At 65.1% G+C, this 25,572-nt stretch carries 26 protein-coding genes; 20 read left to right on the top strand and 6 right to left on the bottom strand.

Annotated elements, in window-relative coordinates:
* The first annotated feature begins 22 nt into the window (after positions 1–22).
* Genes ctaD through THITHI_RS0109365 form a run of 4 tightly spaced genes read left to right on the top strand, consistent with a single transcriptional unit; the run spans position 23 to position 3,169 of the window.
* Positions 23–1,600: a cytochrome c oxidase subunit I gene (ctaD, locus tag THITHI_RS0109380; protein WP_018232832.1), complete on the top strand. Its 1,578-nt coding sequence runs from the start codon at positions 23–25 to the stop codon at positions 1,598–1,600.
* Positions 1,601–1,723 carry a hypothetical protein gene (locus tag THITHI_RS21095; RefSeq protein WP_018232831.1) on the top strand — a complete coding sequence of 41 codons (123 nt, stop codon included), beginning with the start codon at positions 1,601–1,603 and terminating at the stop codon, positions 1,721–1,723.
* Positions 1,724–1,725: 2 nt separating this feature from the next.
* Positions 1,726–2,301, top strand: a complete 576-nt coding sequence (locus THITHI_RS0109370; protein WP_051079988.1) for a cytochrome c oxidase assembly protein — start codon at positions 1,726–1,728, stop codon at positions 2,299–2,301.
* The gene (locus THITHI_RS0109365) at positions 2,285–3,169 is read left to right on the top strand and encodes a cytochrome c oxidase subunit 3 (RefSeq protein ID WP_018232829.1); all 885 of its coding nucleotides are present in this window, start codon (positions 2,285–2,287) and stop codon (positions 3,167–3,169) included. Before THITHI_RS0109370 ends, THITHI_RS0109365 begins: the two co-directional genes overlap by 17 nt.
* A gap of 14 nt (positions 3,170–3,183) precedes the next feature.
* Here the strand turns inward: THITHI_RS0109365 and THITHI_RS0109360 are convergent, their stop codons facing one another.
* A complete protein-coding gene (locus THITHI_RS0109360) occupies positions 3,184–3,393 on the bottom strand; it encodes a twin transmembrane helix small protein (RefSeq protein ID WP_018232828.1) in 210 nt (69 codons plus the stop codon).
* Positions 3,394–3,456: 63 nt separating this feature from the next.
* On the opposite strand from THITHI_RS0109360, the gene THITHI_RS0109355 reads away from it, so the two are divergent.
* The 12 genes from THITHI_RS0109355 to ccoS all read left to right on the top strand — a co-directional run bounded on the left by THITHI_RS0109355 (position 3,457) and on the right by ccoS (position 15,575).
* Positions 3,457–4,209: an SURF1 family protein gene (locus THITHI_RS0109355; protein WP_018232827.1), complete on the top strand. Its 753-nt coding sequence runs from the start codon at positions 3,457–3,459 to the stop codon at positions 4,207–4,209.
* On the top strand, positions 4,199–4,819 hold the full coding sequence (locus tag THITHI_RS0109350) for an SCO family protein (protein ID WP_156820511.1): 621 nt from the start codon (positions 4,199–4,201) through the stop codon (positions 4,817–4,819). The genes THITHI_RS0109355 and THITHI_RS0109350 overlap by 11 nt, the downstream gene beginning before the upstream one ends.
* 1 nt (position 4,820) lies before the next feature.
* The gene (locus THITHI_RS0109345; RefSeq protein ID WP_018232825.1) at positions 4,821–5,903 is read left to right on the top strand and encodes a COX15/CtaA family protein; all 1,083 of its coding nucleotides are present in this window, start codon (positions 4,821–4,823) and stop codon (positions 5,901–5,903) included.
* Positions 5,904–5,964: 61 nt separating this feature from the next.
* Positions 5,965–6,888: a heme o synthase gene (gene cyoE / locus THITHI_RS0109340; RefSeq protein ID WP_018232824.1), complete on the top strand. Its 924-nt coding sequence runs from the start codon at positions 5,965–5,967 to the stop codon at positions 6,886–6,888.
* 190 nt (positions 6,889–7,078) lie between these two features.
* Positions 7,079–8,569 (top strand): cytochrome-c oxidase, cbb3-type subunit I, encoded by a 1,491-nt coding sequence (ccoN, locus tag THITHI_RS0109335; protein WP_018232823.1) that lies wholly within the window; start codon positions 7,079–7,081, stop codon positions 8,567–8,569.
* Positions 8,570–8,595: 26 nt separating this feature from the next.
* Positions 8,596–9,330 carry a cytochrome-c oxidase, cbb3-type subunit II gene (gene ccoO, locus THITHI_RS0109330; protein ID WP_018232822.1) on the top strand — a complete coding sequence of 245 codons (735 nt, stop codon included), beginning with the start codon at positions 8,596–8,598 and terminating at the stop codon, positions 9,328–9,330.
* A 50-nt stretch (positions 9,331–9,380) separates the two neighbouring features.
* Positions 9,381–9,584 (top strand): cbb3-type cytochrome c oxidase subunit 3, encoded by a 204-nt coding sequence (locus THITHI_RS18785; RefSeq protein WP_033336929.1) that lies wholly within the window; start codon positions 9,381–9,383, stop codon positions 9,582–9,584.
* Positions 9,581–10,507 carry a cytochrome-c oxidase, cbb3-type subunit III gene (ccoP, locus tag THITHI_RS0109320; RefSeq protein WP_018232820.1) on the top strand — a complete coding sequence of 309 codons (927 nt, stop codon included), beginning with the start codon at positions 9,581–9,583 and terminating at the stop codon, positions 10,505–10,507. Before THITHI_RS18785 ends, ccoP begins: the two co-directional genes overlap by 4 nt.
* A gap of 82 nt (positions 10,508–10,589) precedes the next feature.
* Entirely contained in the window at positions 10,590–11,996 is a 1,407-nt protein-coding gene (gene ccoG, locus THITHI_RS0109315; protein ID WP_018232819.1) for a cytochrome c oxidase accessory protein CcoG, read from the top strand.
* Between the two features lie 52 nt (positions 11,997–12,048).
* The gene (locus THITHI_RS0109310) at positions 12,049–12,870 is read left to right on the top strand and encodes a FixH family protein (RefSeq protein ID WP_018232818.1); all 822 of its coding nucleotides are present in this window, start codon (positions 12,049–12,051) and stop codon (positions 12,868–12,870) included.
* Positions 12,867–15,359, top strand: a complete 2,493-nt coding sequence (locus THITHI_RS0109305) for a heavy metal translocating P-type ATPase (protein WP_018232817.1) — start codon at positions 12,867–12,869, stop codon at positions 15,357–15,359. Before THITHI_RS0109310 ends, THITHI_RS0109305 begins: the two co-directional genes overlap by 4 nt.
* Positions 15,360–15,374: 15 nt before the next feature.
* Positions 15,375–15,575 carry a cbb3-type cytochrome oxidase assembly protein CcoS gene (ccoS, locus tag THITHI_RS0109300; RefSeq protein ID WP_018232816.1) on the top strand — a complete coding sequence of 67 codons (201 nt, stop codon included), beginning with the start codon at positions 15,375–15,377 and terminating at the stop codon, positions 15,573–15,575.
* Positions 15,576–15,921: 346 nt separating this feature from the next.
* Here the strand turns inward: ccoS and rpoH are convergent, their stop codons facing one another.
* From rpoH to ftsY, 4 genes are all read right to left on the bottom strand, one after another.
* Complete coding sequence (rpoH, locus tag THITHI_RS0109290) at positions 15,922–16,788, bottom strand: RNA polymerase sigma factor RpoH (RefSeq protein WP_018232814.1); 867 nt, start codon at positions 16,786–16,788, stop codon at positions 15,922–15,924.
* A 201-nt stretch (positions 16,789–16,989) separates the two neighbouring features.
* Positions 16,990–17,958 (bottom strand): permease-like cell division protein FtsX, encoded by a 969-nt coding sequence (gene ftsX / locus THITHI_RS0109285; protein ID WP_018232813.1) that lies wholly within the window; start codon positions 17,956–17,958, stop codon positions 16,990–16,992.
* An 8-nt stretch (positions 17,959–17,966) separates the two neighbouring features.
* The gene (gene ftsE, locus THITHI_RS0109280; RefSeq protein ID WP_018232812.1) at positions 17,967–18,659 is read right to left on the bottom strand and encodes a cell division ATP-binding protein FtsE; all 693 of its coding nucleotides are present in this window, start codon (positions 18,657–18,659) and stop codon (positions 17,967–17,969) included.
* A gap of 98 nt (positions 18,660–18,757) precedes the next feature.
* Positions 18,758–19,744 carry a signal recognition particle-docking protein FtsY gene (ftsY, locus tag THITHI_RS0109275; RefSeq protein WP_018232811.1) on the bottom strand — a complete coding sequence of 329 codons (987 nt, stop codon included), beginning with the start codon at positions 19,742–19,744 and terminating at the stop codon, positions 18,758–18,760.
* Positions 19,745–19,806: 62 nt separating this feature from the next.
* On the opposite strand from ftsY, the gene THITHI_RS0109270 reads away from it, so the two are divergent.
* From THITHI_RS0109270 to THITHI_RS0109255, 4 genes are all read left to right on the top strand, one after another.
* Positions 19,807–21,183, top strand: a complete 1,377-nt coding sequence (locus THITHI_RS0109270) for a M16 family metallopeptidase (RefSeq protein WP_018232810.1) — start codon at positions 19,807–19,809, stop codon at positions 21,181–21,183.
* A 175-nt stretch (positions 21,184–21,358) separates the two neighbouring features.
* Positions 21,359–22,675: a M16 family metallopeptidase gene (locus tag THITHI_RS0109265; RefSeq protein ID WP_033336928.1), complete on the top strand. Its 1,317-nt coding sequence runs from the start codon at positions 21,359–21,361 to the stop codon at positions 22,673–22,675.
* Positions 22,676–22,767: 92 nt separating this feature from the next.
* Complete coding sequence (gene rsmD, locus THITHI_RS0109260; RefSeq protein WP_051079924.1) at positions 22,768–23,382, top strand: 16S rRNA (guanine(966)-N(2))-methyltransferase RsmD; 615 nt, start codon at positions 22,768–22,770, stop codon at positions 23,380–23,382.
* 148 nt (positions 23,383–23,530) lie between these two features.
* Positions 23,531–24,412 carry an NAD(P)-dependent oxidoreductase gene (locus THITHI_RS0109255; protein WP_026186214.1) on the top strand — a complete coding sequence of 294 codons (882 nt, stop codon included), beginning with the start codon at positions 23,531–23,533 and terminating at the stop codon, positions 24,410–24,412.
* Positions 24,413–24,440: 28 nt separating this feature from the next.
* Here THITHI_RS0109255 and THITHI_RS0109250 read toward each other — a convergent pair whose 3' ends face one another.
* Entirely contained in the window at positions 24,441–25,313 is an 873-nt protein-coding gene (locus tag THITHI_RS0109250; RefSeq protein ID WP_018232806.1) for a fructosamine kinase family protein, read from the bottom strand.
* Positions 25,314–25,572 lie beyond the last annotated feature (259 nt).

Here is a 25,572-nt window from a genome sequence, read left to right as displayed (position 1 = left end):
AAACGAATAAGAGGACGCTGACATGAGTGCGGTGAGTTCAGACGTTATCCATCACGACGAGGAACACCCCAAGGGGATCACTCGCTGGCTGTTCACGACGAACCACAAGGACATCGGTTCCCTGTACCTGTGGTTCTCCCTGATCATGTTCTTCATCGGCGGCGCCATGGCGCTGGTCATCCGGGCGGAGCTTTTCCAGCCGGGCCTGCAGATGGTGGATCCGCAGTTCTTTAATTCCATGACCACCATGCATGCTCTGGTCATGATCTTCGGCGTGGTGATGCCCGCCTTCACGGGCCTGGCCAACTGGCAGATCCCGCTCATGGTGGGTGCGCCGGACATGGCGCTGCCGCGCATGAACAACTGGAGCTTCTGGATCCTGCCCTTTGCGTTCACGATGCTCCTCTCGACTCTGTTCATGCCGGGCGGGGCGCCGGCCAGCGGCTGGACGATATATCCGCCCCTGGTGCTGCAGACAGGGGACGCGTTCCCGTTCCTGATCTTCTCGATACACCTGATGGGCATCTCCTCCATCATGGGCGCCATCAACGTGATTGCCACCATCCTCAACCTTCGGGCGCCGGGCATGACGCTCATGAAGATGCCCCTGTTTGTATGGACCTGGCTGATCACGGCCTTCCTGCTGATCGCTGCCATGCCGGTGCTGGCCGGCGCGGTGACCATGCTGCTCACCGACAAGTACTTTCTGACCAGCTTCTTCAACGCCGCCGGTGGCGGCGATCCGGTCATGTTCCAGCACATCTTCTGGTTCTTCGGTCATCCGGAGGTGTACATCCTGATCCTGCCGGCATTCGGCATTGTCTCCACCATCGTCCCGACCTTCGCCCGCAAGCCGTTGTTCGGTTATGCGTCCATGGTCTACGCCACGGCGTCCATCGCCTTCCTGTCGTTCATCGTGTGGGCGCACCACATGTTCACGGTGGGCCTGCCGCTGGCCGGACTGCTGTTCTTCATGTTCAGTACCATGCTCATCGCGGTGCCTACAGGGGTGAAGGTGTTCAACTGGGTGACCACCATGTGGCGAGGGTCCATGACCTTTGAGACCCCCATGCTGTTCGCCCTGGGCTTCATCGTGATGTTCACCATCGGTGGATTCTCGGGTCTGATGCTTGCCATCACGCCGGTGGATTTCCAGTATCACGACACCTACTTTGTGGTGGCGCACTTCCATTACGTGCTGGTGCCGGGTGCGGTGTTCTCCATCATGGCCGCGGTGTACTACTGGCTGCCCAAGTGGACGGGCCACATGTATGACGAGACGCTTGGCAAGTGGCATTTCTGGCTGTCGACGATCTTCGTCAACGTGACTTTCTTCCCCATGCACTTCCTGGGTCTGGCCGGTATGCCGCGCCGTATCCCGGATTACGCCATGCAGTTCACCGGCTTCAACGAGATCGCCACCATCGGTGCCTTCGGGTTCGGGTTCGCGCAGCTGATCTTCCTGTACCTCGTGGTCAAGTGCGTCCGTGGCGGTGCCAGGGCCCCCGACCGGGTCTGGGAAGGGGCGGAAGGCCTCGAGTGGACGCTGGCCTCGCCGGCGCCCTATCACAGCTTCAACACGCCGCCCGAGGTGAAGTGAGTGCGCTGGATTGTCGATGTTGATCGACGCCGCCGTCGCAAGATCATCGTGACGGCGGTGATCATCGCATTGCTCGCCCTGGGGTTTTATGTGGGATTCTTCATCAGTATCTCGATGCGATGACCATGACACAGACAACTCGACGCAGCAGTCGGCGTACCGTAACCGTGCTGGGGGCCGTGGTACTCGGCATGTTCGGTTTCGGCTTCGCGCTGGTGCCATTGTATGACGTCATCTGCGAGGTGACCGGACTCAACGGCCGAAGTGCCTCCCTGGTCAGCGAGGGCGGCGATGAATTCGAGGTGGACGAGAACCGCATGGTGACCGTGGAGTTCGTGGCCGTGCTCAATCAGCAGATGGACTGGCACTTCCGTCCGGAGGTGTCGTCCATGAAGGTGCACCCGGGCAAGCAGTACACCATGAACTACGTGGCCCAGAACCGGCGCAATGCGGAAGTCGTCGGTCAGGCCGTGCCCAGTGTGTCGCCGGCCACCGCATCACGGCATTTCAACAAGACCGAGTGTTTCTGTTTCACGCGCCAGGAATTCACGCCACGGGAGTCCAGGGAGATGCCCGTTACCTTCATGGTGGACCCGCGGCTGCCGGCAAACGTGGAACGTGTGACGCTCGCATACACATTCTTCGATGTTACGAATATGGCCGAAGGCCGGAATTCAAAATCTGATGAGCGAGGGGGATGACATGGAGCATGCGCAGGGGGGTTACTACGTTCCGCACGGCAGCAAATGGCCCATCATAGCGACGGTGGGTCTGTTTCTGATGGTGGTCGGGGCGTCCATGATGTTCAATGGGTACGCCCCGGGCACATGGGTGTTGCTGACCGGCGTGGTCGTCACGCTTTACATGGTTTTCGGCTGGTTCGGCACCGTGATCTCCGAAAGCCAGGCCGGGTTGTACAACGCCCAGGTGGACCGTTCCTTCCGGTGGGGCATGGGCTGGTTCATCCTCTCCGAGGTGATGTTCTTCGCCGCCTTCTTCGGGGCCCTGTTCTATGTCCGCATGCTGGCCCTGCCCTGGCTCGGCGGCGAAGGCACCGGGCTGGCCACGCACCTGTTCCTTTGGCCTGATTTTGAAGCGGCCTGGCCCACGGGTGGTCCGATGGAACTGGGCGGTGCCTTCGAGACGATCGGTGCCTGGGGGATCCCCGCGCTGAATACCGCCATCCTGCTCACCAGCGGCGTGACCATCACCTGGGCGCATTGGGGGCTCAAGGAGAACAAGCGCAATCATCTCATCTGGGGCCTGGCGGCCACGGTGGCCCTGGGGCTCATCTTCCTGGGTTTCCAGGCCTATGAATACGGCCACGCATACCGGGATCTGAATCTCACGCTGGCCTCCGGCATCTACGGATCGACCTTCTTCATGCTGACCGGGTTCCACGGCCTGCACGTGACGCTGGGCGTCATCATGCTGATCGTGATCCTGATACGCAGCATCAAGGGGCATTTCACGCCCCATGAGCATTTCGGGTTCGAGGCGGTCGCCTGGTACTGGCACTTCGTGGATGTGGTCTGGCTGATCCTCTTCGTGTTCGTGTACTGGATCTAGCAGTCGGCCGCGGGTCAGCCGTAGATGCCATGGGGCTGGATCAGCCCGGTGGCGGCCCCGGCCATGAGGAGCAGGAAACAGGCGATCGACAGTCCGATGCGCCAGGTGAGGGCCTTGACGGTGCGACGTTCGTCGTTGGTGTCTTTCATCAGGTAGAACAGGGCGGACCCGAGGCTGCCCAGGATGGCGATCAGCAGGACTATGACGAAGGCTTTGGCGAACATGGTGCTTCCTGAAAACGGGCGTATAGAGTGGGCAGTATAGCCCGGTATGCCCGCGCCTTTTCAATGAAGCGCCCGGCCGCATTGCGTTCGTTCATCTACACGTGGCTCCCGCTTGTGGTCGGCCTGATCCTGCTGGTGCTGTTTGTCTCCCTGGGCAACTGGCAATGGCAGCGCGCCGGGGAAAAACAGGCCATTCTGGAGGCCTTCGAGCAGGGCGCGGAGGCCGATCACCGGCCGCTCGATCTGTCCGTCAGGTCCTGGGAGGACCTGCGTTTTCAGCGGGTGGCGTTCCGGGGCCGGTACCTCCCGGAGCGGCAGTTTCTGCTGGACAATCAGATCAGGGACGGCCGTGTGGGTTACCGGGTCATCACACCCGCCGTGCACGACGCCAGCGGCCGGCTGGTGCTGGTGGAGCGGGGATGGGTGCCGCGCGAGGCTCAGCCCGGACAGTTGCCTGATGTCGCCGGCGGACTGCCTGCCGGGCAGGGTGTGATACGGGGGCAGGTCTATGTCCCGTTCGGCGAGGGATACCGTATCGGCGCCATGGATGACGGGCGGGCGGTCTGGCCCCGGGTGGTGCAGTACCTGGATTTCGAGGCCATGGGCCAGCGCCTCGGGGGCCCCGTGGTCCCCATGACCATCCGCCTCGACCCGGACGCGCCGCATGGCTACCATCGGGACTGGCGTCCGGTGCTCCCCATGGGCGCGGAGCGCCACATGGCCTACGCGGTGCAATGGTATGCAATGGCGCTCGCCCTGGTGGTCATCGCGGCTGTACTCGTAATTCGCAGGAGATCGAAGACTGATGACAAGTGATGTATCCATGACCGCCGCACCGAGGCGCCGCCTGATCGGGCGGCTGACCCTGGTAGCCGTGGTGATGGTGTTTGCGCTGCCCCTGTTGCTCGCCAACTGGGTCTATCACAACCCGGACGTGTGGACGCCCACGCGCTTCACCAACCACGGCGAACTGATGGATCCGCCCCGGCCCATCGAGACCCTTTCCCTGGTGACAGCCGAAGGGGATCGCCTGACCGTTGAACACCTGCGCCATCGCTGGACGCTCATGTACGTGGGTGACGGCCACTGCGACCTCTATTGCCAGGCAGCGCTGTTCAAGACGCGCCAGGCGCGCCTTGCCCTGGGCAATGACATCGATCGCGTCCAGCGGCTTTACCTGCTGACCGAGGCGGAAGCGGCGGGGGAGGTCCTGCCCCTGCGCGAGGAACATCCGGGGTTGAAGTTCGGCACGGGAGACCGGTCCGCACTGTTGCCCCTGCTGCAGCTGCTGGGCGCCGACGCGGAGGACCATGTCTATCTGGTGGACCCCCACGGGAACCTGGTCCTGCGTTACAGCACCGAGTCCACGTCCCGTGGCATGTTCATCGACATGAAGAAACTGCTCAAGAACTCGCGCATCGGATGACATGAACGCCAGGGCCCTCTTTTTCGTCGGTGTGCGCGCGGCGGTCGTCCTCACCCTGACCGTGATCATTCTTGGTGCCTATGTGCGCCTGTCCGACGCCGGTCTCGGCTGCCCCGACTGGCCCGGCTGCTATGGCCGCATGCTGGCCCCCACCCAGTCCGCCACCGTCGAGCTGGCCAACCAGGCCTTCCCGGATCGGCCCGTGGAAGTCGGCAAGGCCTGGAAGGAAATGGTGCATCGCTATGCGGCCGGCACCCTGGGGCTGGTGGTCCTGATGCTGGCGGTGCTGGCCTGGCGCGGCCGGCGCGACCCGGGCCAGCCCGTGGCTCTCCCCTTGGCGCTGCTGGGTTTGATCATTTTTCAGTCAGCCCTGGGCATGTGGACGGTGACGCTGCAACTCAAGCCCATCATCGTCATGGCGCACCTGCTGGGCGGATTCGCCACTCTGGTGATGCTCTGGCTCCTGGTGCTCGCCACACGTGACCGCAGCACGCCGCCGGTGCGCCACCAGTCCGGCCCGGTGCCGGCCCTGCACCGCGGCATTCTGCCCTGGGCGGGACTGGCGACGGCGGTACTGGTGGTCCAGATTGCGCTGGGCGGCTGGACCAGCGCGAACTATGCGGCCCTGGCCTGTCCGGATTTCCCCCAGTGCCAGCAGCAATGGTGGCCCGAGACGGATTTCCGCGACGGCTTCGTCCTGTGGCGGGGCGTCGGCGTGGATTACGAGTTCGGTGTGCTGGACCCGGCCGCGCGGACGGCGATTCACCTGACGCACCGACTCGGCGCGGTGGTCACGCTTCTGGCGGTGGGCGCGTTGGCGCTGCTGCTCCTGTGGCGTGGCCAGGGCGCGGTGCGCGGCGTGGCGGCATCGGTGATGGTGCTGCTGCTGGTCCAGGTCGGTCTGGGCATTTCCAATATCGTCTTCTACCTGCCGCTGCCCGTGGCCGTGGCCCACAATGGCGGTGCGGCCCTGCTGCTGCTCTCCCTGGTGACCCTGCTGTACATGTTGCGCCAGCCGGTCCGCGAGAGCGGCCGCGCGCCCGTCCGCATGGGCACGACCGCCACGACGCAGCAGGCGGGATGAGTTGCATGGAGACAGGTATGATTCACCATACAATGATCACATTCATCGGGAGGGGCATCGCATGACCATCAAGGCACTGACCCTGAGTCTGCATCAGGGTTTGCTGAGCCGCTGGCGCGACTACCTGACCCTGTGCAAGCCCAAGGTGGTGGCGCTCATGGTCTTCACCGCATGGGTGGGCATGCTGCTGGCGGCCCCGGGGCAGGTCCCCTGGCAGGCGCTGGTGTTCGGTACCCTGGGTATTGCCCTGATGGCGGGCTCCGCGGCGGCGGTCAACCATGTGGTGGATCGCCACGTGGACGCGCGCATGAGCCGCACGCGCCGTCGCCCGCTGCCCACGGGACACCTGGATGTCGAACACGGCCTCGTATTCTCCGCCGTGATCGGAACGCTGGGTTTCCTCGTTCTGCTGCTGGGTGTCAATACCCTGACTGCCGTGCTCACCCTGTTCTCCCTGCTGGGTTATGCGGTGGTGTACACCATGTACCTGAAGCGCGCCACGCCGCAGAACATCGTGATCGGCGGCGCCGCAGGCGCCACGCCGCCCCTGCTCGGGTGGACGGCGGTCACGGGTCAGGTCGACCCCATCGCCATGGTGCTGTTCCTGATCATCTTCACCTGGACGCCGCCGCATTTCTGGGCCCTGGCCATCTATCGCAAGGACGACTACGCCCGGGCGGGCATCCCCATGCTGCCGGTCACGCACGGTGAGGATTTCACCCGCCTGCAGATCCTGCTGTACACGATCCTGCTGGTGCTGGTGACCCTGCTGCCGGTGGGCATGGGCATGAGCGGCTGGGTGTACATGGTCTCGGCGCTGGTCCTGGGCGGGATGTTTCTCTACCATGCCACCCTGCTGCTCGTGACCCGCAGCCGCCAGCGGGCCATGCGCACCTTCCTGTTCTCCATCGTCTACCTGCTTGCCCTGTTCGGGGCCCTGCTGGCGGACCGTTACCTGAACTTCTGGGTGCCTGCCATGTCGTAGCCATGGAGCGGGCCGCGGCGCGCACCAGCAGGCCTTATGCGGCGCGTCGTACCGTGGCCCCATCGGACCCCTGCTATCCTTAGCGAAACGCTCCGGATTCGATTTGACCCCCGGGGCGTTTCCTGTATGCTTCACGCGCTGAATTCCAGCCCGGTGAGCATCCACCTAAGTTCAGGGGTAGGTTAGAGACATGGCCCAAGCCGCGACCAACGCGTCGTCCCACGCCGGGGCGGCCGCTGTTCCCTCGGAGCAGTACAACTACGAAATCGTCAAGAAATTCGCCATCATGGCCCTGGTCTGGGGCGTGGTGGGCATGGGTGTGGGGACCTATATCGCCTCGCAGCTGGCATTCCCGTTCCTGAACTTCGACATCCCGCAGATCACCTTCGGACGCTTCCGTCCGGTGCACACGACCCTGGTGATCTTCGGCTTCGGCGGCAACGCCCTGTTTGCCACCTCGTATTACGTCGTGCAGCGCACCTGCCAGACCCGGCTCTACGGCGATTCCCTGGCCACCTTCACCTTCTGGGGCTGGAACCTGTCCATCGCCCTCGGTGTGATCACCTACATGATGGGCTACACCCAGGGCCGCGAATACGCCGAGTTCGTGTGGCCCATCGATATCCTGATCACCGTGACCTGGGTGGCCTATTTCTGGGTCTTCCTGCAGACCCTGCTGCGCCGTTCCCAGCCGCACATCTACGTGGCCAACTGGTTTTACATGTCGTTCATCCTGGCGACGGCAATCCTGCATATTTTCAATAACCTGCAGGTGCCCGTGCGCCTGTTCAGCCTGGAGTCCTATTCCCTGTTCTCGGGTGTGCAGGACGCCATGACCCAGTGGTGGTACGGGCATAATGCGGTGGGCTTTTTCCTCACCGCCGCCTTCCTGGGCATGATGTATTACTTCGTCCCCAAGCAGGCGGGGCGGCCTATCTATTCCTACCGACTGTCTATCGTCCACTTCTGGGCGCTGGTCTTCCTGTACATGTGGGTGGGTGCCCATCACCTGCACTGGACGGCGTTGCCCGACTGGGTGTCCACGCTCGCGGCGGCCTTCTCCATCCTGCTTCTGCTGCCCTCATGGGGCGGCATGATCAACGGCATCATGACGCTCTCCGGTGCGTGGGACAAACTGCGCACGGACCCGATCATGCTGTTTCTGATCACAGCGCTTTCGTTCTATGGAATGTCCACCTTCGAGGGGCCGATGATGTCCCTGAAAAGCGTCAATGCGCTGTCCCACTACACGGACTGGACGGTGGGCCACGTGCATTCCGGGGCGCTCGGCTGGGTGGCCATGATCACCTTCGGTTCTCTGTACCATCTGATTCCGCGGCTCTGGAACGCCAGGCTCTACAGCGTCCGGCTGGTGTACGTGCACTTCTTCCTGGCCACCATCGGCATCGTGCTCTACATCACCGCCATGTGGGTGGCTGGCATCGGCCAGGGCCTGATGCTGCGGGCCTTCGACGAGTACGGCAACCTCGCCTACACGTTCATCGAGTCCGTGGTCTTCCTGCATCGGCCCTACGTGGTGCGCGCCCTCGGCGGCGGGTTGTTCCTCGTGGGCATTCTGATCATGTCCTACAACATCTTTATGACCATCACCGCCGCCCGCCGCGAGGCCGCCCGGGTGGAAGCGAAGATTGCCGCCAAGATGGCCGGCACCTCTTCCTGAGCCGGCGTTGACGGAGATTTCAGACCATGAAGCATGAAACCATTGAAACCAATGCCGGGTTGCTGATCATCCTCACGCTGGCCGTGATCAGCATCGGCGGGCTGGTGGAGATCGTGCCGCTCTTCTACATCAACGATACGGTGGAGGAGGTGGACGGCGTGCGTCCGTACAAGCCGCTGGAACAGCGCGGCCGTGACATCTACATCCGCGAGGGTTGCTATGCCTGCCATTCGCAGATGATCCGCCCCTTCCGCGACGAGATGCTCCGTTACGGGCATTACTCGTTGGCTGCGGAGTCACAATACGATCATCCGTTCCAATGGGGATCCAAGCGCACCGGTCCGGACCTGGCCCGGGTGGGCGGCAAGTACTCCAACGAGTGGCAGGTGCAGCACCTGATCAGCCCGCAGTCCGTGGTGCCCGAGTCCATCATGCCCGGCTATCCGTGGCTGGCGGAGAACGACCTCCGCTACGCGGACATCGAGGCACGCCTACGGGCGTTGCGGCGGGTGGGCGTGCCGTATTCCCTCACGGACGAGGAGTACGAGGCCAATGTGGAGCGCTTCGGCGAAGAGGTCGCCCGCTGGCTCGACATCAATCGCGCCGAGGAGAACCTGGTGGCCCAGGCGCAGGCAGGCAATTTCGACGGCGATCCTTCCCGGATCACCGAGATGGATGCGCTCGTCGCCTATCTGCAGGTGCTGGGCACCATGGTGGATTTCACGCAGTATGACGAGGGCTACTTCGTCGAGTTTCGCTGATCCGCTGCTCCGGCCAGCGCGCCGGGCCGGATCGGCCGAGAGGTCAAGACGTGCTTGATTTGTGGTACTGGATCGCCGACATGAGCAACAGCAAGATCGTCGCGCTGCTGCTGTTCTCCACCACCTTCGTCGGAATCCTTGTGTACGTATTTACGGGCAGGAAACGCTCGGAGCGCCTGGAATCCTACCGGTACATCCCGTTCCAGGACGATGAGGACGAACAGCCCAATCGCGAAGACGAGAACAGGTCATGAGCAAGCCGAGCGAGAAGAGACAGGATGCGGTCCAGACCACGGGTCATGCGTGGGACGGCGACCTTCAGGAGTACAACAATCCTCTGCCCCGGTGGTGGCTGTGGGGTTTCTATGCCACGGTGGTCTTCTCGGTGGTGTACTGGTTCCTGTATCCCGCTTGGCCGATCGGTGACACCTATACCAGGGGCTTTGCCACCGTCACCTACGAGGTGGATGGCGAGGAACGCACCACTCACTGGAACACCCGGGCCCTGCTGGTGCGCGACATGCAGTCGAGCCCGGCGGCGCTGCGCCAGCGTGAATTCCTGGATGTGATCGCCGAAGCCAGCTACGACGACATCCTGGGCGACCCGGACAGGATCTCCTTTGTGCGTTCTTATGCCCACGGTATATTCGGCGACTATTGTGCCGCCTGCCACCAGGTGGGCGGTGCCGGCATCGTCGGCCGCTACCCGAACCTGGCTGACGACGACTGGCTGTGGGGCGGCACCGTGGACCGTATCGAACAGACACTCGTCCACGGGCGCATGGGCTACATGCCGCCGTTTCGTGAGACCTTCGATGACGCGCAACTGCGCGCCGTGTCCGCCTACGTGCTCGACATCGCCGGCTACAGCGGCGGTGACGATGACGAGATCCGGCGCGGTGATGCGATCTTCAACGGCAGCGAGGGGGGTTGCTTCCAGTGCCACGATGCGGGCGGCACGGGCCGCACCTCCCAGGGCGCGCCCAACCTGACCAACAACATCTGGCAGATCGTTGACGTGGCCGGCGCCGAAGGCTATGAAGCCCGACTGGCTCTGGTGCAGAGCGTGGTGCGCAACGGCGTACAGCGCGAGATGCCGGCCTTCGGTGATCGCCTCTCGCCCACCGAGATCAAGGTGCTCACCGCCTACGTGCACCAGCTTGGCGGCGGCCAATAGGCAACGCTGACGCCGATGTACCCGGTGCCTGCCGCATCCGGCGCCGGCCTCCATGCGGCCACGGCCGCCCTGCGGCAATCCCATGACCGATACCCGTCACCAGGATTTCCAGGCCCGGATCCCGATCTACCCCAGGTCGGTGAAGGGGCGCTTTCGCACCCTGAAGTGGGGCATCCTGGCGCTCGCCTACGGAGTGTACTTCGCGCTTCCCTGGCTGCGCTGGGCGCGGGAGCATGGACCGTCCCAGGCGGTGATGTTCGATATACCCGGGCGCCGGTTCTACCTCTTCGACCTTGTCGTCCATCCCCAGGACATCTTCTGGCTGGCGGGCCTGCTGATGATCGCGGCGGTGCTGCTGTTTCTGGTGACCGGTGTGGCCGGCCGCGTGTTCTGCGGCTATTTCTGTTTCCAGACCCTGTGGACCGATGTGTACATGTTCGTCGAGCACCTGCTCCAGGGGGAGCGCCCGGCGCGCATCCGTCTGGACAAGCAGCCGTGGGGGGCAGAGAAGTTCGTGAAGAAAGGCCTGACCCATGCCCTCTGGCTGCTCACGGCCTTTGCCACCGGACTGACGTTCACCCTGTACTGGGCGGACGCGCCCGAGCTGATCGGCCGGTTCTTCACCGGTCAGGCCCCGTTTCCGGCCTATGCCACGGCGCTGTTCCTGACCGCCACCACCTATGTGATGGCCGGGCTCGCCCGGGAGCAGGTGTGCACCTACATGTGCCCCTACGCCCGCTTTCAGGCGGTGATGTTCGACCGGGATACGCTGATCGTCTCCTACGACGAGCAGCGCGGCGAAGGGCCGACGGGCCGGGCCAGGCCCGCCGGGGAACTCAAGACACGGGAGGCGCGCCAGCGCGCCGGCGTGGGCGACTGCATCGATTGCGGCTACTGCGTGCAGGTCTGCCCCACAGGCATCGATATCCGCGATGGTCTGCAGTATCAGTGCATACACTGCGCCCTGTGCGTGGATGCCTGCGACGCCATCATGGATCGCATGGGCTGGCCGCGGGGGCTGATCCGCTATACCTCCCAGAACGCACTGGAGGGTTCGCGCACGCACTTCTTAAAGGCCAAGACCCTTGGCTACGCGGCGGTTCTGCTGGTCATGGCCGGCCTGCTGGCGTGGAGCATCGCCACTCAGGCGCCCCTGGACGCCACGGTTGCTCAGGTGCGCCAGCCGCTCTACGTGCAGCTCTCCGATGGCTCCATTCAGAACAGCTACGAGATCAAGGTCAACAACAAGACCCAGGATCTGATGGAACTGCGCGTGGAACTGGACGGTCCCGAGGGCATGACCCTGGACCTGGGCCGCGTGGACCTGGTGCGTCTGCAGCCGGAGCACGGCATCACCCTGCTGGCGCGGGTGCGCTACCGGGTCGATCCCGACATACGGGGGCCCCATGATCTGGTCTTTCGCATCGTGCCGGCGGATGGACAGGAGATCACCCCGCTGGAACTTCCGGGGCATTTCCACACCCCGTGATCCGGCCGGGCGTGAGGCGCTAAACTAATACTCCCGCAAGGAGGTCTTTGCAGTGGACAATCTGGTTCTTACCCTGGGCGGCGGTGTGGCGCTTTCATTCCTCGCCTTCGCGCTGATCTACCGTTTCACCCGGTTGCGCGGCTACCAGGTCTCCCTGGTGGTGATCGTGGGCATGCTGTGCGTCTTTCTGCCCCTGCAGATCGTGTTCTGGCAGGGGGTGGACGTGTTCGCCATCCACCTCGCATTGTTCGTCATCACCCCGTACGGCATGGCCATCGTCACGGCCCAGTGGGAGGCGAGCCGGGGTGCTGGGCGCCGGGGCGGAGGCTGGATCCACTGGGCGCCGGCCACCATCGTGGCCTTCTTCCTGGTGATCGCCACGGTGGATGCCACCATCATCTCCCTGGCCAATCACGGCATGCCCAGCGGCCTGGTGGGCCGTATCCTGCCCGAACCGCGCAGCGGCGCCGAGCATGTCACGTCCCATTTCCCGGGCACCGTGGCCAACGATTACTTCAAGAAGGAGCCTCTGTTCAACGAGCATCTTGCGCGCCTGGCCGAACAGGAAGCGCGCGGCTGGGAGGTGCGCCAGGGCTGGATCGGCACGCCGAGGCTCGGCAGGGAGACCGTCTTCCAGGTCAAGGTGCTGGACGGGCAGGGCAATCCGCTCAGCGGGGCCCGCGTGGAGGGCCGGTTCGCACGTCCCTCCGATGAGCGCCAGGACCGCACGGTATGGTTTGAGGCGGCGGGGCCGGGCATCTACCAGGCGCCGGTGGCCCTGGCCATGCCCGGCGCCTGGGAAGTGCGCCTGCGGGTGGAGCGCGAAGGGAATGTGCATGAGCAGCGCGGCATTACCTCCGTACGGGAAGGGTGAACAAACGCTCCGCTGAGGCCCTTGCCGCGCCCGAAGCCGAAGCCGGCGAGGGCTGTTTCCACTGCGGCCTGCCGGTCCCGCCGGGGGCCGCCTATCCGGTGACCATCGACGGGGTCGAGCAGGACATGTGCTGTCCCGGCTGCCAAGCCGTGGCCAAGGCCATCGTCGATGCGGGCCTTGAGGATTATTACCGCCACCGCACCGCACCTCCATCCGGTCCTGCCGATGCCGTGCCGGAGCGCCTGCGAGAGGAACTGGCAGTCTATGACCGGCCCGAGCTGCAGCGAAGCTTCGTACGCACCGACGACAGCAACGCCCGGGAGGCGGCGCTGATCCTCGAGGGTATCGTGTGCGCCGCCTGCGTCTGGCTGAGTGAGCGCCATGTGAAGTCCCTGCCCGGCGTGCTGGAGTTCGCCGTCAACTTTTCCACCCATCGTGCACGGCTGCGCTGGGACGATTCCCGAATCCATCTGAGCGACATCCTCAAGGCCATCCGCGAGATCGGCTACAAGGCCCATCCCTTCGATCCCGGCCGCCAGGAGGCCGTCTACCGGCGCGAGCGCAATGCCGCCCTGCGCCGGCTCGCCGTGGCGGGCCTGGGTATGATGCAGGTGATGATGATCGCCGTGGCCCTGTGGATCGGCGCCGACACCCCGGGACAGGAAAACCTCATGCGGTTCCTGCGCTGGGTGGCATTTGTCATCGCCACGCCCGTGGTGTTCTATGCGGGCAGCAGCTTCTTCACCAGCGCCTGGCGGGATCTGCGCCACCGCCAGCTGGGCATGGACGTGCCCGTGGCCCTGGCCATCGGCAGCACCTATCTCGCCAGCGGCTGGGCTACGGTGAGCGGTTCCGGCGAGGTCTATTTCGAGTCGGTCACCATGTTTGTCTTCTTCCTGCTCACCGGGCGCTACCTGGAGATGGGCGCGCGCCAGCGCGCTGGGCAGGCCACCGAAGCCCTCGGCAAGCTGCTGCCCGCCATGGCGATTCGCATCACCGACCGGGGCGATGAGCCCGTGCCCGTGGCGGATCTCGCACCCGGGGACCGGGTGCGGGTGCGTCCCGGTGACACGGTGCCGGCCGACGGCGCGGTACTGGAGGGGCATTCCAGCGTCGACGAGGCCATGCTCACCGGAGAAAGCCTGCCCCGGGAGCGCCGGACCGGTGACGGGTTGACCGGCGGCACGGTCAACGTGGAAAGCCCGCTCATCATGCGCGTGGACCGGGTGGGCACGGACACCATGCTCTCGGCCATCCAACGGCTGCTGGACCGTGCCCAGACGGAGAAGCCCCGTCTTGCCCGCATGGCGGAGCGGGGCACCGGCGCATTCGTGGCCGCGGTACTCGTGCTCACCGCGCTGGTGGGGGCCGTGTGGGGGTTCGGCATCGACCCGTCCCGGGCCTTCTGGGTCATGGTGGCCATGCTGGTGGTGAGCTGCCCCTGCGCGCTGGCGTTGGCCACCCCCGTGGCCATGACCGCAGCCTCCGGGAGCCTCACCGGGCGCGGGGTCCTGGTCACCCGGGGCCATGCCCTGGAGACCCTGGCGGCGGCCACGGACATGGTGTTCGACAAGACCGGCACCCTCACCGAAGGGCGCCTGGAACGTGTGCATACAGAACTGCTGGCGGGTCGCTCCGAAGAGGACTGCCTGGCCCTTGCCTCGGTGCTGGAGCAGGGGTCCGAACACCCGGTGGCGAAGGTGTTCCAGCGTGCCGGCGTGCCGGCCGGGGACCTGAGCGGGCAGCGCGCCTGTCCCGGGCAGGGCATGGAGGGTCGCGTGGACGGGCGCCTGTACCGCATGGGTACGGCCGGTTACGTATCGCAACTGGCCGGCCCGGCACGATGGCCCGGTGAGCGGCTCGCGGCGCTGGCGCACCGGTATCCCGTCGCCAGCCTGGTACTGCTCGGGGACGCGTCCGGGCCGCTGGCGGCCTTTGTGCTCGATGACCGGCTGCGTAACGATGCCGCGCAGTGCGTTGCCGTGCTCAGGGACCGGGGGATTCGGGTGCACCTCATGTCCGGGGATCACCCGGATACTGTGCGTCACGTGGCGGGACGTCTGGGCATCGATTCGGCCCGGGGCGGTCTGAGCCCGGAAGACAAGCTGCGCGCCGTGGGCGAATTGCAGGCCCGACCCGATGCGGTCGTGGCCATGGTGGGCGACGGCATCAACGACGCCCCGGTGCTGTCCCGCGCCCATGTGTCCATTGCCATGGCCGAGGGCACCCAGCTGGCGCAGGCCAGTGCCGACATGATTCTCTACGGGAGCCGGCTCGGTCAGTTGCCCGCCGCGCTGGCGCTTGCCGGGCGCATGGTCTCCATCGTGCGCCAGAACATCCGCTGGGCCATTGGGTATAATGCGGTCGCCCTGCCCGTGGCCGCCAGCGGGATCCTGACCCCGTGGATGGCGGCGCTTGGCATGTCGATGTCATCACTGATCGTGGTGGTCAACTCATTGCGCCTGCGGGAGGAACCGCCGCGGCGCTGACGGTTCCAATACGTCATGGATATTCTCTACCTGCTGATTCCGCTGGGCATGGTCTTTCTGGCCATCGTGATCGCCGCCTTCCTGTGGGCGGTCAGATCCGGCCAGTACGAGGACCTGGACGGCCCCGCCCACCGCATCCTCATGGATGACGACGACCCGATGATCCCGGGCCAGCAGCGCAGGCGGGGTGGTGACGGCTTGAAGCGCGACGACTGATTGACTAGGATGTCGGGCGATTTTCGGGGGTGGCGCGGACCAATGCCGTGTCGCCCGAGTGTATTGATTCCCGGGGCGATGCCGTGCCCGTGAACAGAGGGCTGAGACGATGTTCAGTTTCGAGAATTTCCCCATGACGATCACCATCGCCCTGATCGTGATCGCATGGCTGAGCTTTTTTTCCGTGGTGCTGTTCGGCGGCTGAGACACCGGGCGCATGACCCATGAAAAAAGCGGCCACCCGGCCGCTTTTTTGTGATCGCTGGTTGCGCAGGGGCTGGTGGTGCCCCCCCGGTGCTTCATCTGCAGCCCTTCCGGGCTGCCTGCTCCCCGCGTCAGGGGCGTGTCAGGCCTCCAGGCTCGAGCGCAGCTTGCGCATGGCGTTGCTCTCGATCTGTCGCACCCGTTCCGCCGAAATACCGTACTCCGAGGCCAGTTCGTGCAGTGTGGCCTTCTGCTCGGCGAGCCAGCGGCGACTCACGATCTCCCGGCTGCGATCGTCCAGGGCGTCGAGGCCCGAGCGTAGGCGGACTTCGTGGTGTGATGCCCAGTCCTCCGCCTCCAGCGCCTCGGCGGGGTCTCCCTGCTCATCCACGAGGGTCTCCGCGGGAGAGAGGACGGGGCCGTCGTCATCGTCCCGGGCCGGTGCCGGGTCGAAGCTGACGTCGTGGCCTGCAAGGCGCGATTCCATCTCCAGCACTTGTTGCGGTGTGACGCCAAGATCGTCGGCCACGGCCTTCACCTCGGCGCTGTTGAACCAGCCCAGGCGCCGCTTGGCGCTGCGCAGGTTGAAGAACAGCTTGCGCTGGGCCTTGGTGGTGGCTACCTTGACGATGCGCCAGTTGCGCAGGATGAACTCGTGGATCTCGGCGCGGATCCAGTGCACGGCGAAGGAGATCAGCCGCACATTCATCTCGGGATCAAAGCGCTTGACCGCCTTCATCAGGCCGACGTTGCCTTCCTGGATCAGATCGCCCAGCCCCAGGCCGTAGCCGGAGTAGCCTCGGGCGATATGCACCACGAAGCGCAGATTGTGCATGACCAGCTGCCGCGCGGCCTCGAGGTCCTCGTGGTCGCGCAGCCGGCGGGCCAGCGCCTTCTCGTCCTCGGCGTCCAGCACCGGCAGCCGGCTGATGGCCTGGATATAACTGTCCAGGCTCCCCACCGGAACGGCCAGGTGCTGACCGCCTTTGATCAATGCCGTGGATGTCATGGGCCGGGTGAACCTCCCTGAAATGCTCGATTTGCCAGTATTTTAGCAGTCTGCGACTTAGAGTGCTAATCCACTTCCGGAGTTCCGGGAGTGGGATTCAAGATTCAAGATTCAAGATTCAAAACCCAAAGGTGGGTAGGGCCCGGGGCGAAGCCCCCGCTTCCCCTTGAATCTTGAATCTTGAATCTTGAATGATCCTTATTACCGGGGCTCGATGTCCTTCAGGTGGCGCCCCACGGCGATCCAGGACCCCCCGAGGCCAAGGGCCACGGCGAGTCCCAGCAGGGCCAGGGCCCCCGCAAGGCCCGGCCCCTCAAGCCGGAAGTCGCTGCCGTAGAGGGCGGCGAGCTGCTGAACCGGGCCGTTCAACAGGGCCAGGCCGACGCCGACAATGATCAGGGCCAGCAGTCCGCCGAACAGGCCGAGCCACAGGCCGCCATAGAGGAAGGGGCGGCGGATGAAGCCGTCGGTGGCACCCACCAGCTTGGCCACCTCGATTTCCCGGCGTCGGTTGAGGATGTCCAGTCGGATGGTATTGCCCACCACCAGGAGCACGCCCAGCCCCAGCAGCACGGCTACCAGCGCGACGCCCCGGCGGGTCATCTCCAGGATGGCCTGCAGGCGCTGCACCCATTGCAGGTCCACCTGGGCCTGGGTGACTTCCTCCAACGCCTCCAGCTCCGCGGACAGGGCCTGGACCCGCGCGGGTCCCTGGTGATCCGCCGCGGGGGTGACCAGCACCAGGGCGGGCAGCGGGTTGTGGTCCAGCAGGTCAAGGGCTTCACCGAAGCCTGACAGGGCGCGAAACTCCACCAGGGCCTCCTCCCGGGTGATGGCGCGGGCGCTTTCCACCGTGTCCATGGACTGGATGCGTCCGGCCAGCATTCTGAGGGCATCCTCGGACACGGAATCCGCCACGAACACCGAGAGCTGGGCCCCGTGGTCCCATTCGCCGCCGGCCGCCTGCAGATTCTTGAGGGCCAGCCAGAGGCCGGCCGGCAGTGCCAGCGCAATGGCGATTACGGTGAGCGTAAGGGCCGCGGTAAAGGGGTTGCGATACAGCCTGCCCAGGCTGAACACCAGTGCCTGGGCGTGGTTGACGCCCCAGGCCTGGAAGCGGGAGTGGATGGGGGGTGCGCCTGTGGTGCGCGTGCGCGAGTTGCGAGGCATGTCCCGCTTCATGCCGGTGCCCCGGCGCGCGGGGTCGGCCGGGCCCCGGTCTCCACCAGTCTGCCCGCCTCCAGGCGTAGGATAGGTTTGCCGAGCGTGGTGATCAGCTCCAGGTCGTGGCTGGCGATCAGCGTGGTCACGCCCACCTGGTTGAACTGCAGGAACAGGTTCATGATCTCCCGGGACAGATCCGGGTCCAGGTTACCGGTGGGTTCGTCCGCCAGGAGCACAGCCGGTTTGTGCACCACTGCCCGGGCAATGCCCACGCGCTGCTGCTCCCCGCTGGAGAGCGTCACCGGCCGGGCCCGTTCCTTGTGCAGCAGGCCCACCTTGTCCAGTGCCGCGCGCACCCGCCGGGCGATCTCGGGGCGCCGGTAGCCCAGGATCACCAGGGGCAGCGCCACGTTGTCGAACACGGTTCGGTCATGCAGCAGATGGTGGTCCTGGAAGATGATGCCGATGCTGCGCCGGAAGTGGGGCACCTTGCGCCGGGGCAGCGTGTTCAGGTGCTGTCCGTTCACGGTGATCCGGCCCCGGGTCGGGCGTTCGATGAGCGAGATCAGCTTGAGCAGGGTGCTCTTGCCGGCGCCGGAGTGCCCGGTGAGATAGGCCATGGCGCCTTCGTCCATGCGCAGGCTGACCTGCGACAGGGCCTCCTGACCGCCCGGGTATCGTTTGACGACATTCTGGCAGAGGATCATGGAAGCAGTGGCAAGTGGCAAGTCTCAAGTGGCAAGGAAAAGCGGAAAGGCTCAAGCGGGTCGGTGTTCCCTGCCGCCATCCACTTGAGACCTGTCACTTACTCGGCTCCGCTGAGCAAGGCACGCACGAAATCGTCGGCACGGAAGGTCCGAAGGTCGTCGATGCCTTCCCCCACCCCGATGAACCTGATCGGTATGCCCATGCGTTCGGCCATGGCAAAGACGATGCCGCCCTTGGCGGTGCCGTCGAGCTTGGTGACGGCGATGCCCGAGAGTTGCACCGCCTGGTGGAATTCCCGGGCCTGGTTCAGGGCGTTCTGGCCGGTACCGGCATCCACCACCAGCAGGGTCTCATGGGGCGCGTCCGGATCCAGGCGCTGGATCACGCGGCGAACCTTTTTCATCTCCTCCATGAGGTTGCTTTGGGTGTGCAGGCGCCCGGCCGTGTCGGCGATGAGCACGTCCACGCCCCGCGCCGTTGCCGCCTGCAGGCCATCGTAGATCACCGAGGCGGCGTCCGCGCCCTTGCCCTGGGCGATGACGGGGATGCCGTTGCGTTCGCCCCATACCTGGAGCTGCTCCACCGCCGCGGCACGGAACGTGTCACCGGCGGCGAGCATCACCGAGCGGTCCTCCGCCTGCAGGCGCCTGGCCAGTTTGCCGATGGTGGTGGTCTTGCCGGCGCCGTTGACGCCTACCACGAGGATCACAAAAGGCTTGCGGGATGCATCCACCTCCAAGGGGCGCTCGACGGGCGCAAGGATCTCGGTCATGGAGTCGCGCAGGGCCGTGAGGAGCGCATCGGCATCGGTGAGCTCCTTGCGGGCGACGCGGCGGGTCAGGCCGTCGAGGATGCGCTGCGTGGCTTCCACGCCCACATCCGCCATGAGCAGCCTGGTTTCCAGCTCCTCGAGGAGTTCGTCGTCGATGGCCTTGCGGCCCATCGCCATGGTGGCCATGCCCTCGGTAAGTGCCTGGCCGGTCTTGGACAATCCCTTGCGCAGCCGCGAGAATAGGCCTTCCCCGCGCCCCGGGTCCCGGGGCTGTTCTTCGCCCTCGGGGTGATTTTTTCTGAAACCGAACATGGATATGGATGTCTATGCAGTCACGAGAGCGCTCATCCTACCACCGGGGACCACAAGCGGAAATGACGTATCGAAAGCTGTCCGGCCTTATTGTTCTCATCCTTGCAGCCACCCTGTTTTCCGTACCGGCATTCGCCCAAGGCGTGCACGAGTATGTGCTTTCCAACGGCATGAAGGTGCTGGTCAAGCCCGACAACCGGGCGCCGGTGGTGATCTCCCAGGTGTGGTACGGGGTGGGGTCTTCCCACGAGTACGGGGGCATCACGGGTATCTCACACGCCCTGGAGCACATGATGTTCAAGGGCACGGCGCGGTATCCGGGCGGCGAGTTCTCGCGCATCATCGCGGAGCAGGGCGGGCGGGAGAACGCGTTCACCAGCCGCGACTACACCGCCTATCATCAGATGCTGGCCGCTGACCGGCTGGAGATCGCGTTGCGGCTGGAGGCGGACCGTATGCGCAACCTGACGCTGCCGGAGGACGAGTTTGTCCAGGAGATGCGCGTGGTCGAGGAGGAACGCCGCCTGCGCACCGAGGACAACCCCAACGCGCTTCTGTTCGAGCACGTCAACGCCACCGCCTGGCTCAACAGCCCCTACGGCATCCCCGTGATCGGCTGGATGACCGATATCGAAAACTATACGGTGGCGGATCTGCGTGACTGGTATGACCGCTGGTATGCCCCCAACAACGCCACCCTCGTCGTGGTGGGCGATGTGGACCCGGATGACGTACATCGCATGGCGCGCCGCTACTTCGGGCCTGTCAAGGCCCGGGATCTGCCGGAGATCAAGCCCCGCGCGGAAACCCGGCAACGGGGGGAGCGGCGCGTGGTCGTACGTGCGCCGGCACGGGTGCCCTCGGTGCTCATGGGTTACAAGGTGCCGGTGCTTATGACTGCCGAAGAGGATTGGGAGCCGTATGCCCTGCTGGTGGCCGCCGGTGTCCTGGATGGCGGTGAGAGTGCGCGTTTCGCGCGCGAACTGGTGCGCGAGCGGGAGTTGGCTGCCGGTGCCGGCGCCGGCTACAGCGCGTTCTCCCGGCTGGACACGCTGTTCATGCTGAGTGCCACACCCTCATCCGACACCTCGCTGGCCGAACTGGAGGGCGCCCTCACCGAAGCGCTGGAGCGCCTCAGGGAGGAACCGGTCTCTGAGACGGAACTGGAGCGGGTCAAGGCCCAGGTGGTGGCCCGGGAGGTCTATCGACTGGACTCGGTGCAGGGGCAGGCCATGCAGCTGGGCGTGCTCGAAAAGGTGGGTCTGGGCTGGCGCACCCTGGACGAGATCCCCGACCGGGTGCGCGCGGTGACCGCCGAGCAGGTTCAGGCGGTGGCGCGGAAGTACTTCAACGAGGACCAGCGCACCGTGGGCTGGCTCGAACCCCTGCCTATCGACCCGGAGAATCCGCCGGGGTACTTCGAGGGACACCTTCGTTAGCGAAGGATGAAGGATGAAGGATGAAGGATGAAGGATGAAGGTTCCAAACCGCGAAGGGTGAATTTGGAACGTAGGTTGGGGTGAGCGAAGCGAACCCCAACATATCCCGATTGTTGTGGTTCGCTTCGCTCACCCCAACCCGTGAAATGACAGTTCCAAGGCACAAGGTACATACATGAAGCAACTCGGATCCATGCGCATCCTGATCGGCGCCCTGCTGGCGCTGCTGCTTATCGCACCCGTTCACGCGGGCCCGGCCATCGAACAGTGGGAGACGGACAACGGGCTCCAGGTGTACTTCATGGAGGCGCCCGACCTGCCCATGCTGGACCTGCGCGTCGTGTTCCGTGCGGGCAGTGCCCGGGACGGGGACACCCCAGGTCTTGCCCGACTCACCAACGGGCTGCTGAACACGGGTGCGGGTGACTGGGATGCGGATGCCATTGCTGAGCGCTTCGAGTCGGTGGGCGCCCAGTACGGCGCCGACGCGTTGCGGGACATGGCGTACCTGAGCCTTCGCAGTCTCACCGAAGCCGACTGGCTGGAAGCCGCGCTGGAGACTTTCACCGCCGTGCTGGGTGAGCCCCGTTTTCCGGAGCGCGATCTGGAGCGTGCCCGGCGCCAGACCCTCGTTGCCCTGGAGTCCCAGGCACAGAACCCGGGCTCGGTAGCGCAGCGTACCTTCTTCGAGGCCGTGTACGGTGACCATCCCTATGCCATGGCGCCGCTTGGTACGGAAGAGAGCGTGCGCGCCATCACCCGCGAACAGGTGGAGGCCTTCTACCGGACGTTCTACGTGGCGCGCAACGGTGTGCTGGTGCTGGTGGGCGGGCTGGACCGGGTCGAGGCCGAAGCCATCGCCGAACGGGTGGCCGCGGCGTTGCCCGAAGGCAGCCCGGCACCGGAGCTGTCGCCGGTGGAACCCCTGGAAGAGGCACGCACCATCCGCGTGGCATTCCCCTCGGAGCAGGCCCATGTGTTCATCGGCCAGCCGGGCATGCGCCGCGGGGATCCGGACTACTTTCCCCTGTACGTGGGCAACCACATGCTCGGCGGCAGCGGCTTTACTTCGCAGTTGTTCGAGGAGGTTCGCACCCGGCGCGGGTTGGCCTACAGCGTCTACAGCTATTTCACGCCCATGGAGGCGGACGGTCCGTTCCTGATGGGCGTACAGACCCAGGTGTCTCAGGCCGACGAGGCCATCGAGGTGATGCGGGACACGCTGGTTCGGTTCCGGGAGCAGGGCCCGGACAGCGCGCAGCTGCGCGCCTCCAAGCGCAATATCACCGGCGGGTTCCCGCTGCGCACCGCTTCCAACAGCGCCATGGTGGGCAACCTGGCCATGATGGGGTTCTACGATTTGCCGCTGGATTACCTGGAACGCTACAGTGAGCGGGTCGAGGCGGTGGACGAGTCCGCCATCCGTGCAGCCTTCCAGCGCCGACTCGATCCGGAACGCATGATCACGGTCATTGTGGGCGGGGAGGGTTGAGTCGGCGTGAGGAGTGAGGTGTGAGGAGATAGGTGTCTGGTGTCTGCGCGCGGGATTGATACGATTGTGGCCGAAACAGGTTGTGCCACGACATGAAACGCCGCCGCCCAAGCCCGCCACGCCCCGGTGCACCGGGGCGTTTGCGCATTGTTGCCGGCGAATGGCGGGGGCGCAGGCTGGCCGTGCCGAAGGCCGAGGGGCTTCGGCCCACGCCGGACCGGGTGCGCGAAACCCTGTTCAACTGGCTGCAGGGTATCGTGCCCGGCGCCCGCTGCCTGGACCTGTTCGCCGGGGCGGGTGGTCTGGGATTCGAGGCGGCCTCAAGGGGCGCCGCGCGCGTGGTGATGGTGGAGTCCGTGCCCGAGGTGGCAGCCCATCTCCGGGAGCAGGTGCAACGGCTGGATGCCGGGCATCGCATCGAGGTTGTTGCCGACGATGCGTTGCGTTACCTGCGCCGGTGCGACGAGACTTTCGACCTGGTCTTCCTGGACCCGCCGTTTCAGGGTGACCTTCTGAGCCGGTCCCTCGCCATCCTCGCCGAAGGCCGATGCCTGCGGCCGGAGGCCCGCGTTTACCTGGAATACGCCGCTTCGGGCGATCTCCCTGCGCTGCCCGAGGGCTGGCACGTTGCCCGAGAAGGTCGCGCCGGCGACAGCGCGCATCTCCTGACCGGACCGATTGCGGAGGCTTCCGTCGGCGGAGCGTAGGCAAGATCCAAAGCCTAACCGCAAAGGCTGCGAGGTTTCTTTATATGATCTCCTTCGTATCCTTGGCGTATCCCTTTGCGCCCTTCGCGGTGCGGCTTTCAGAGATTCGTTCGTGAACCGGATATCGCAGGCAATTCGGGAGTAAGGCATGACACATGTGGGACTACTGGGAACGGGACTCATGGGTGTGCCCATGGGCCAGGCGTTGCTGTACGCGGGGCATGATCTGCGCGTTTACAATCGCACCCGCGAGCGGGCGAAGCCCCTGCTGGATGCCGGTGCGCGGTGGTGCGATTCACCGGCACAAGTGCTGGAGGATTCCGGGGTGGTGATCCTGATGCTCAGCGACCGGGCCGCCATTGACGCGACCCTCTTGTCCGATGAAACCCGCGCGCAGATCGCCGGGCGCACGATCATCCAGATGGGCACTATCGCACCCAACGAGAGCCGGGCCGTGCGCGATGCGGTACTGTGTGCCGGTGGCGCCTATCTGGAGGCGCCGGTGCTGGGCAGTATCCCGGAGGCGAAGTCCTCGAAGCTGCTGGTGATGGTCGGGGCGGATACCGATGGACAGTTCGATCAGTGGCATGATCTCTTCACCGCCTTCGGCCCCAACCCGGTACGCGTGGGCGAGGTGGGACAGGCCGCCGCGCTCAAGCTCGCCTTCAATCAGCTCATCGCCAGCCTCACCGCCGCCTTTTCCCTGAGCCTTGCGCTGGTCCGGCGGGAGGGTGTGTCCGTGGAGGTGTTCATGGAGATGTTGCGCGAGAGTGCCCTCTATGCGCCCACTTTCGACAAAAAGCTGGAACGGATGCTCGAGGCGGATTTCTCCAACCCCAACTTCCCCGTCAGGCACATGCTCAAGGACGTGAACCTGGTGGCCATGGCGGCCCGGGAGGCGGGGCTGGATGCGGGCCTGCTCGAGCCGGTGCGGGCGAACCTGGAACGGGTGATGGCCGAAGGCCATGGGGACGATGACTATTCGGCCCTCTGTCTCGGGTTGGAACAAGCCAAACCGGCTCCCGCGTAGGTCGGGCTTGAGCCCGACGCTGAGGCAATCACCGTACTTCGCAAAGCAAGCGCGTTGCCAAACGCTCCGATTGCCCGGCATAGCCGCCGCCGAACAGATTGAAGTGGTTCAGCAGGTGGTAGAGGTTGTAGAGGTCCTTGCGTACCCGGTAGCCCGGGTCAACGGGCCAGGTGGCGTGGTAGGCGTCGTAGAATCGTTGTCCCGGTCCTCCGAAGAGTTCCGTCATGGCAAGATCCGTCTCCCGGTCGCCGAAGTAGACGGCCGGGTCGTAGATCACGGGGTTGCCTTCACCGTCCGCGTCCCAGTTGCCGCTCCACAGATCGCCGTGCAGCACCGACGGAACGGGCCGGTAGCCGTCGAAGAAGGCGGGCAGCGTGTCCATGACGGCTTGCACTGCATCCCGAAGCGATGAACCGCCGCCCCGCTTCGCGGCCAGGTCGATCTGGAAACCCAGCCGCTGCTCTCGCCAGAAGTCGATCCAGTCGTCACGCCAGGCGTTGATCTGGGGCGTCGCGCCGATGGTATTGTCCCGGTGCCAGCCGAAGTGCTCGGCCGTATGCCGGTGCATCCGGGCCAGCCCCTCTCCGAAGCGCGCCGGGTCAAGCCGTCCGCCCAGTTCCAGAAGTTCCATCACCAGGAAACAGCGGTCGTCCTCTAGGCCGTGACACACGGGTTCGGGCACGCGAATGGCCCTTGCCTCGGCGAGCGTCGCAAGCCCCTCGGCCTCCGCCGCGAACATGTCCGCCAGCCGGGCGCTGTTCCACTTGACGAAGAAGTGTCGGCCGTCAGCGCCCGTGATGACGGACGCCTGGTTGATGCAGCCCCCGCCGGCCGACTGGTCGTGGTCGAGGCGAAAGGATTTGCCGGTGGCTTCGCTGATCGAAGTGTTCAGTGCTGACATGGCGTCAGTCTATCAGCGAGCGGGTATGCGGGAGCAAGGTCAGGGCATGATCGCAGTGCCCGAATCGGCGCAACACTGCGAGCGTGGCCTGTATCAGCCGTATCACTTCGCCGGTGCAGCCACTGTCTCGATGCGCGCATGAGCGCTCTCCAGCACATCCGATTCACCCTCTATCCGCGGTGCGGCGGCGATGACGACCACCGTGATCTCGGTGCTCGATTACACCAAGGGGTTCGGGCACACGGATCTGGTCGCGTGC

It is taken from the genome of Thioalkalivibrio thiocyanodenitrificans ARhD 1, assembly GCF_000378965.1.
GTDB lineage: Bacteria > Pseudomonadota > Gammaproteobacteria > Ectothiorhodospirales > Ectothiorhodospiraceae > Thioalkalivibrio_A > Thioalkalivibrio_A thiocyanodenitrificans.
Note: the sequence above shows the minus strand (reverse complement) of the source record. Positions and strands in the feature narration are given on the sequence as shown.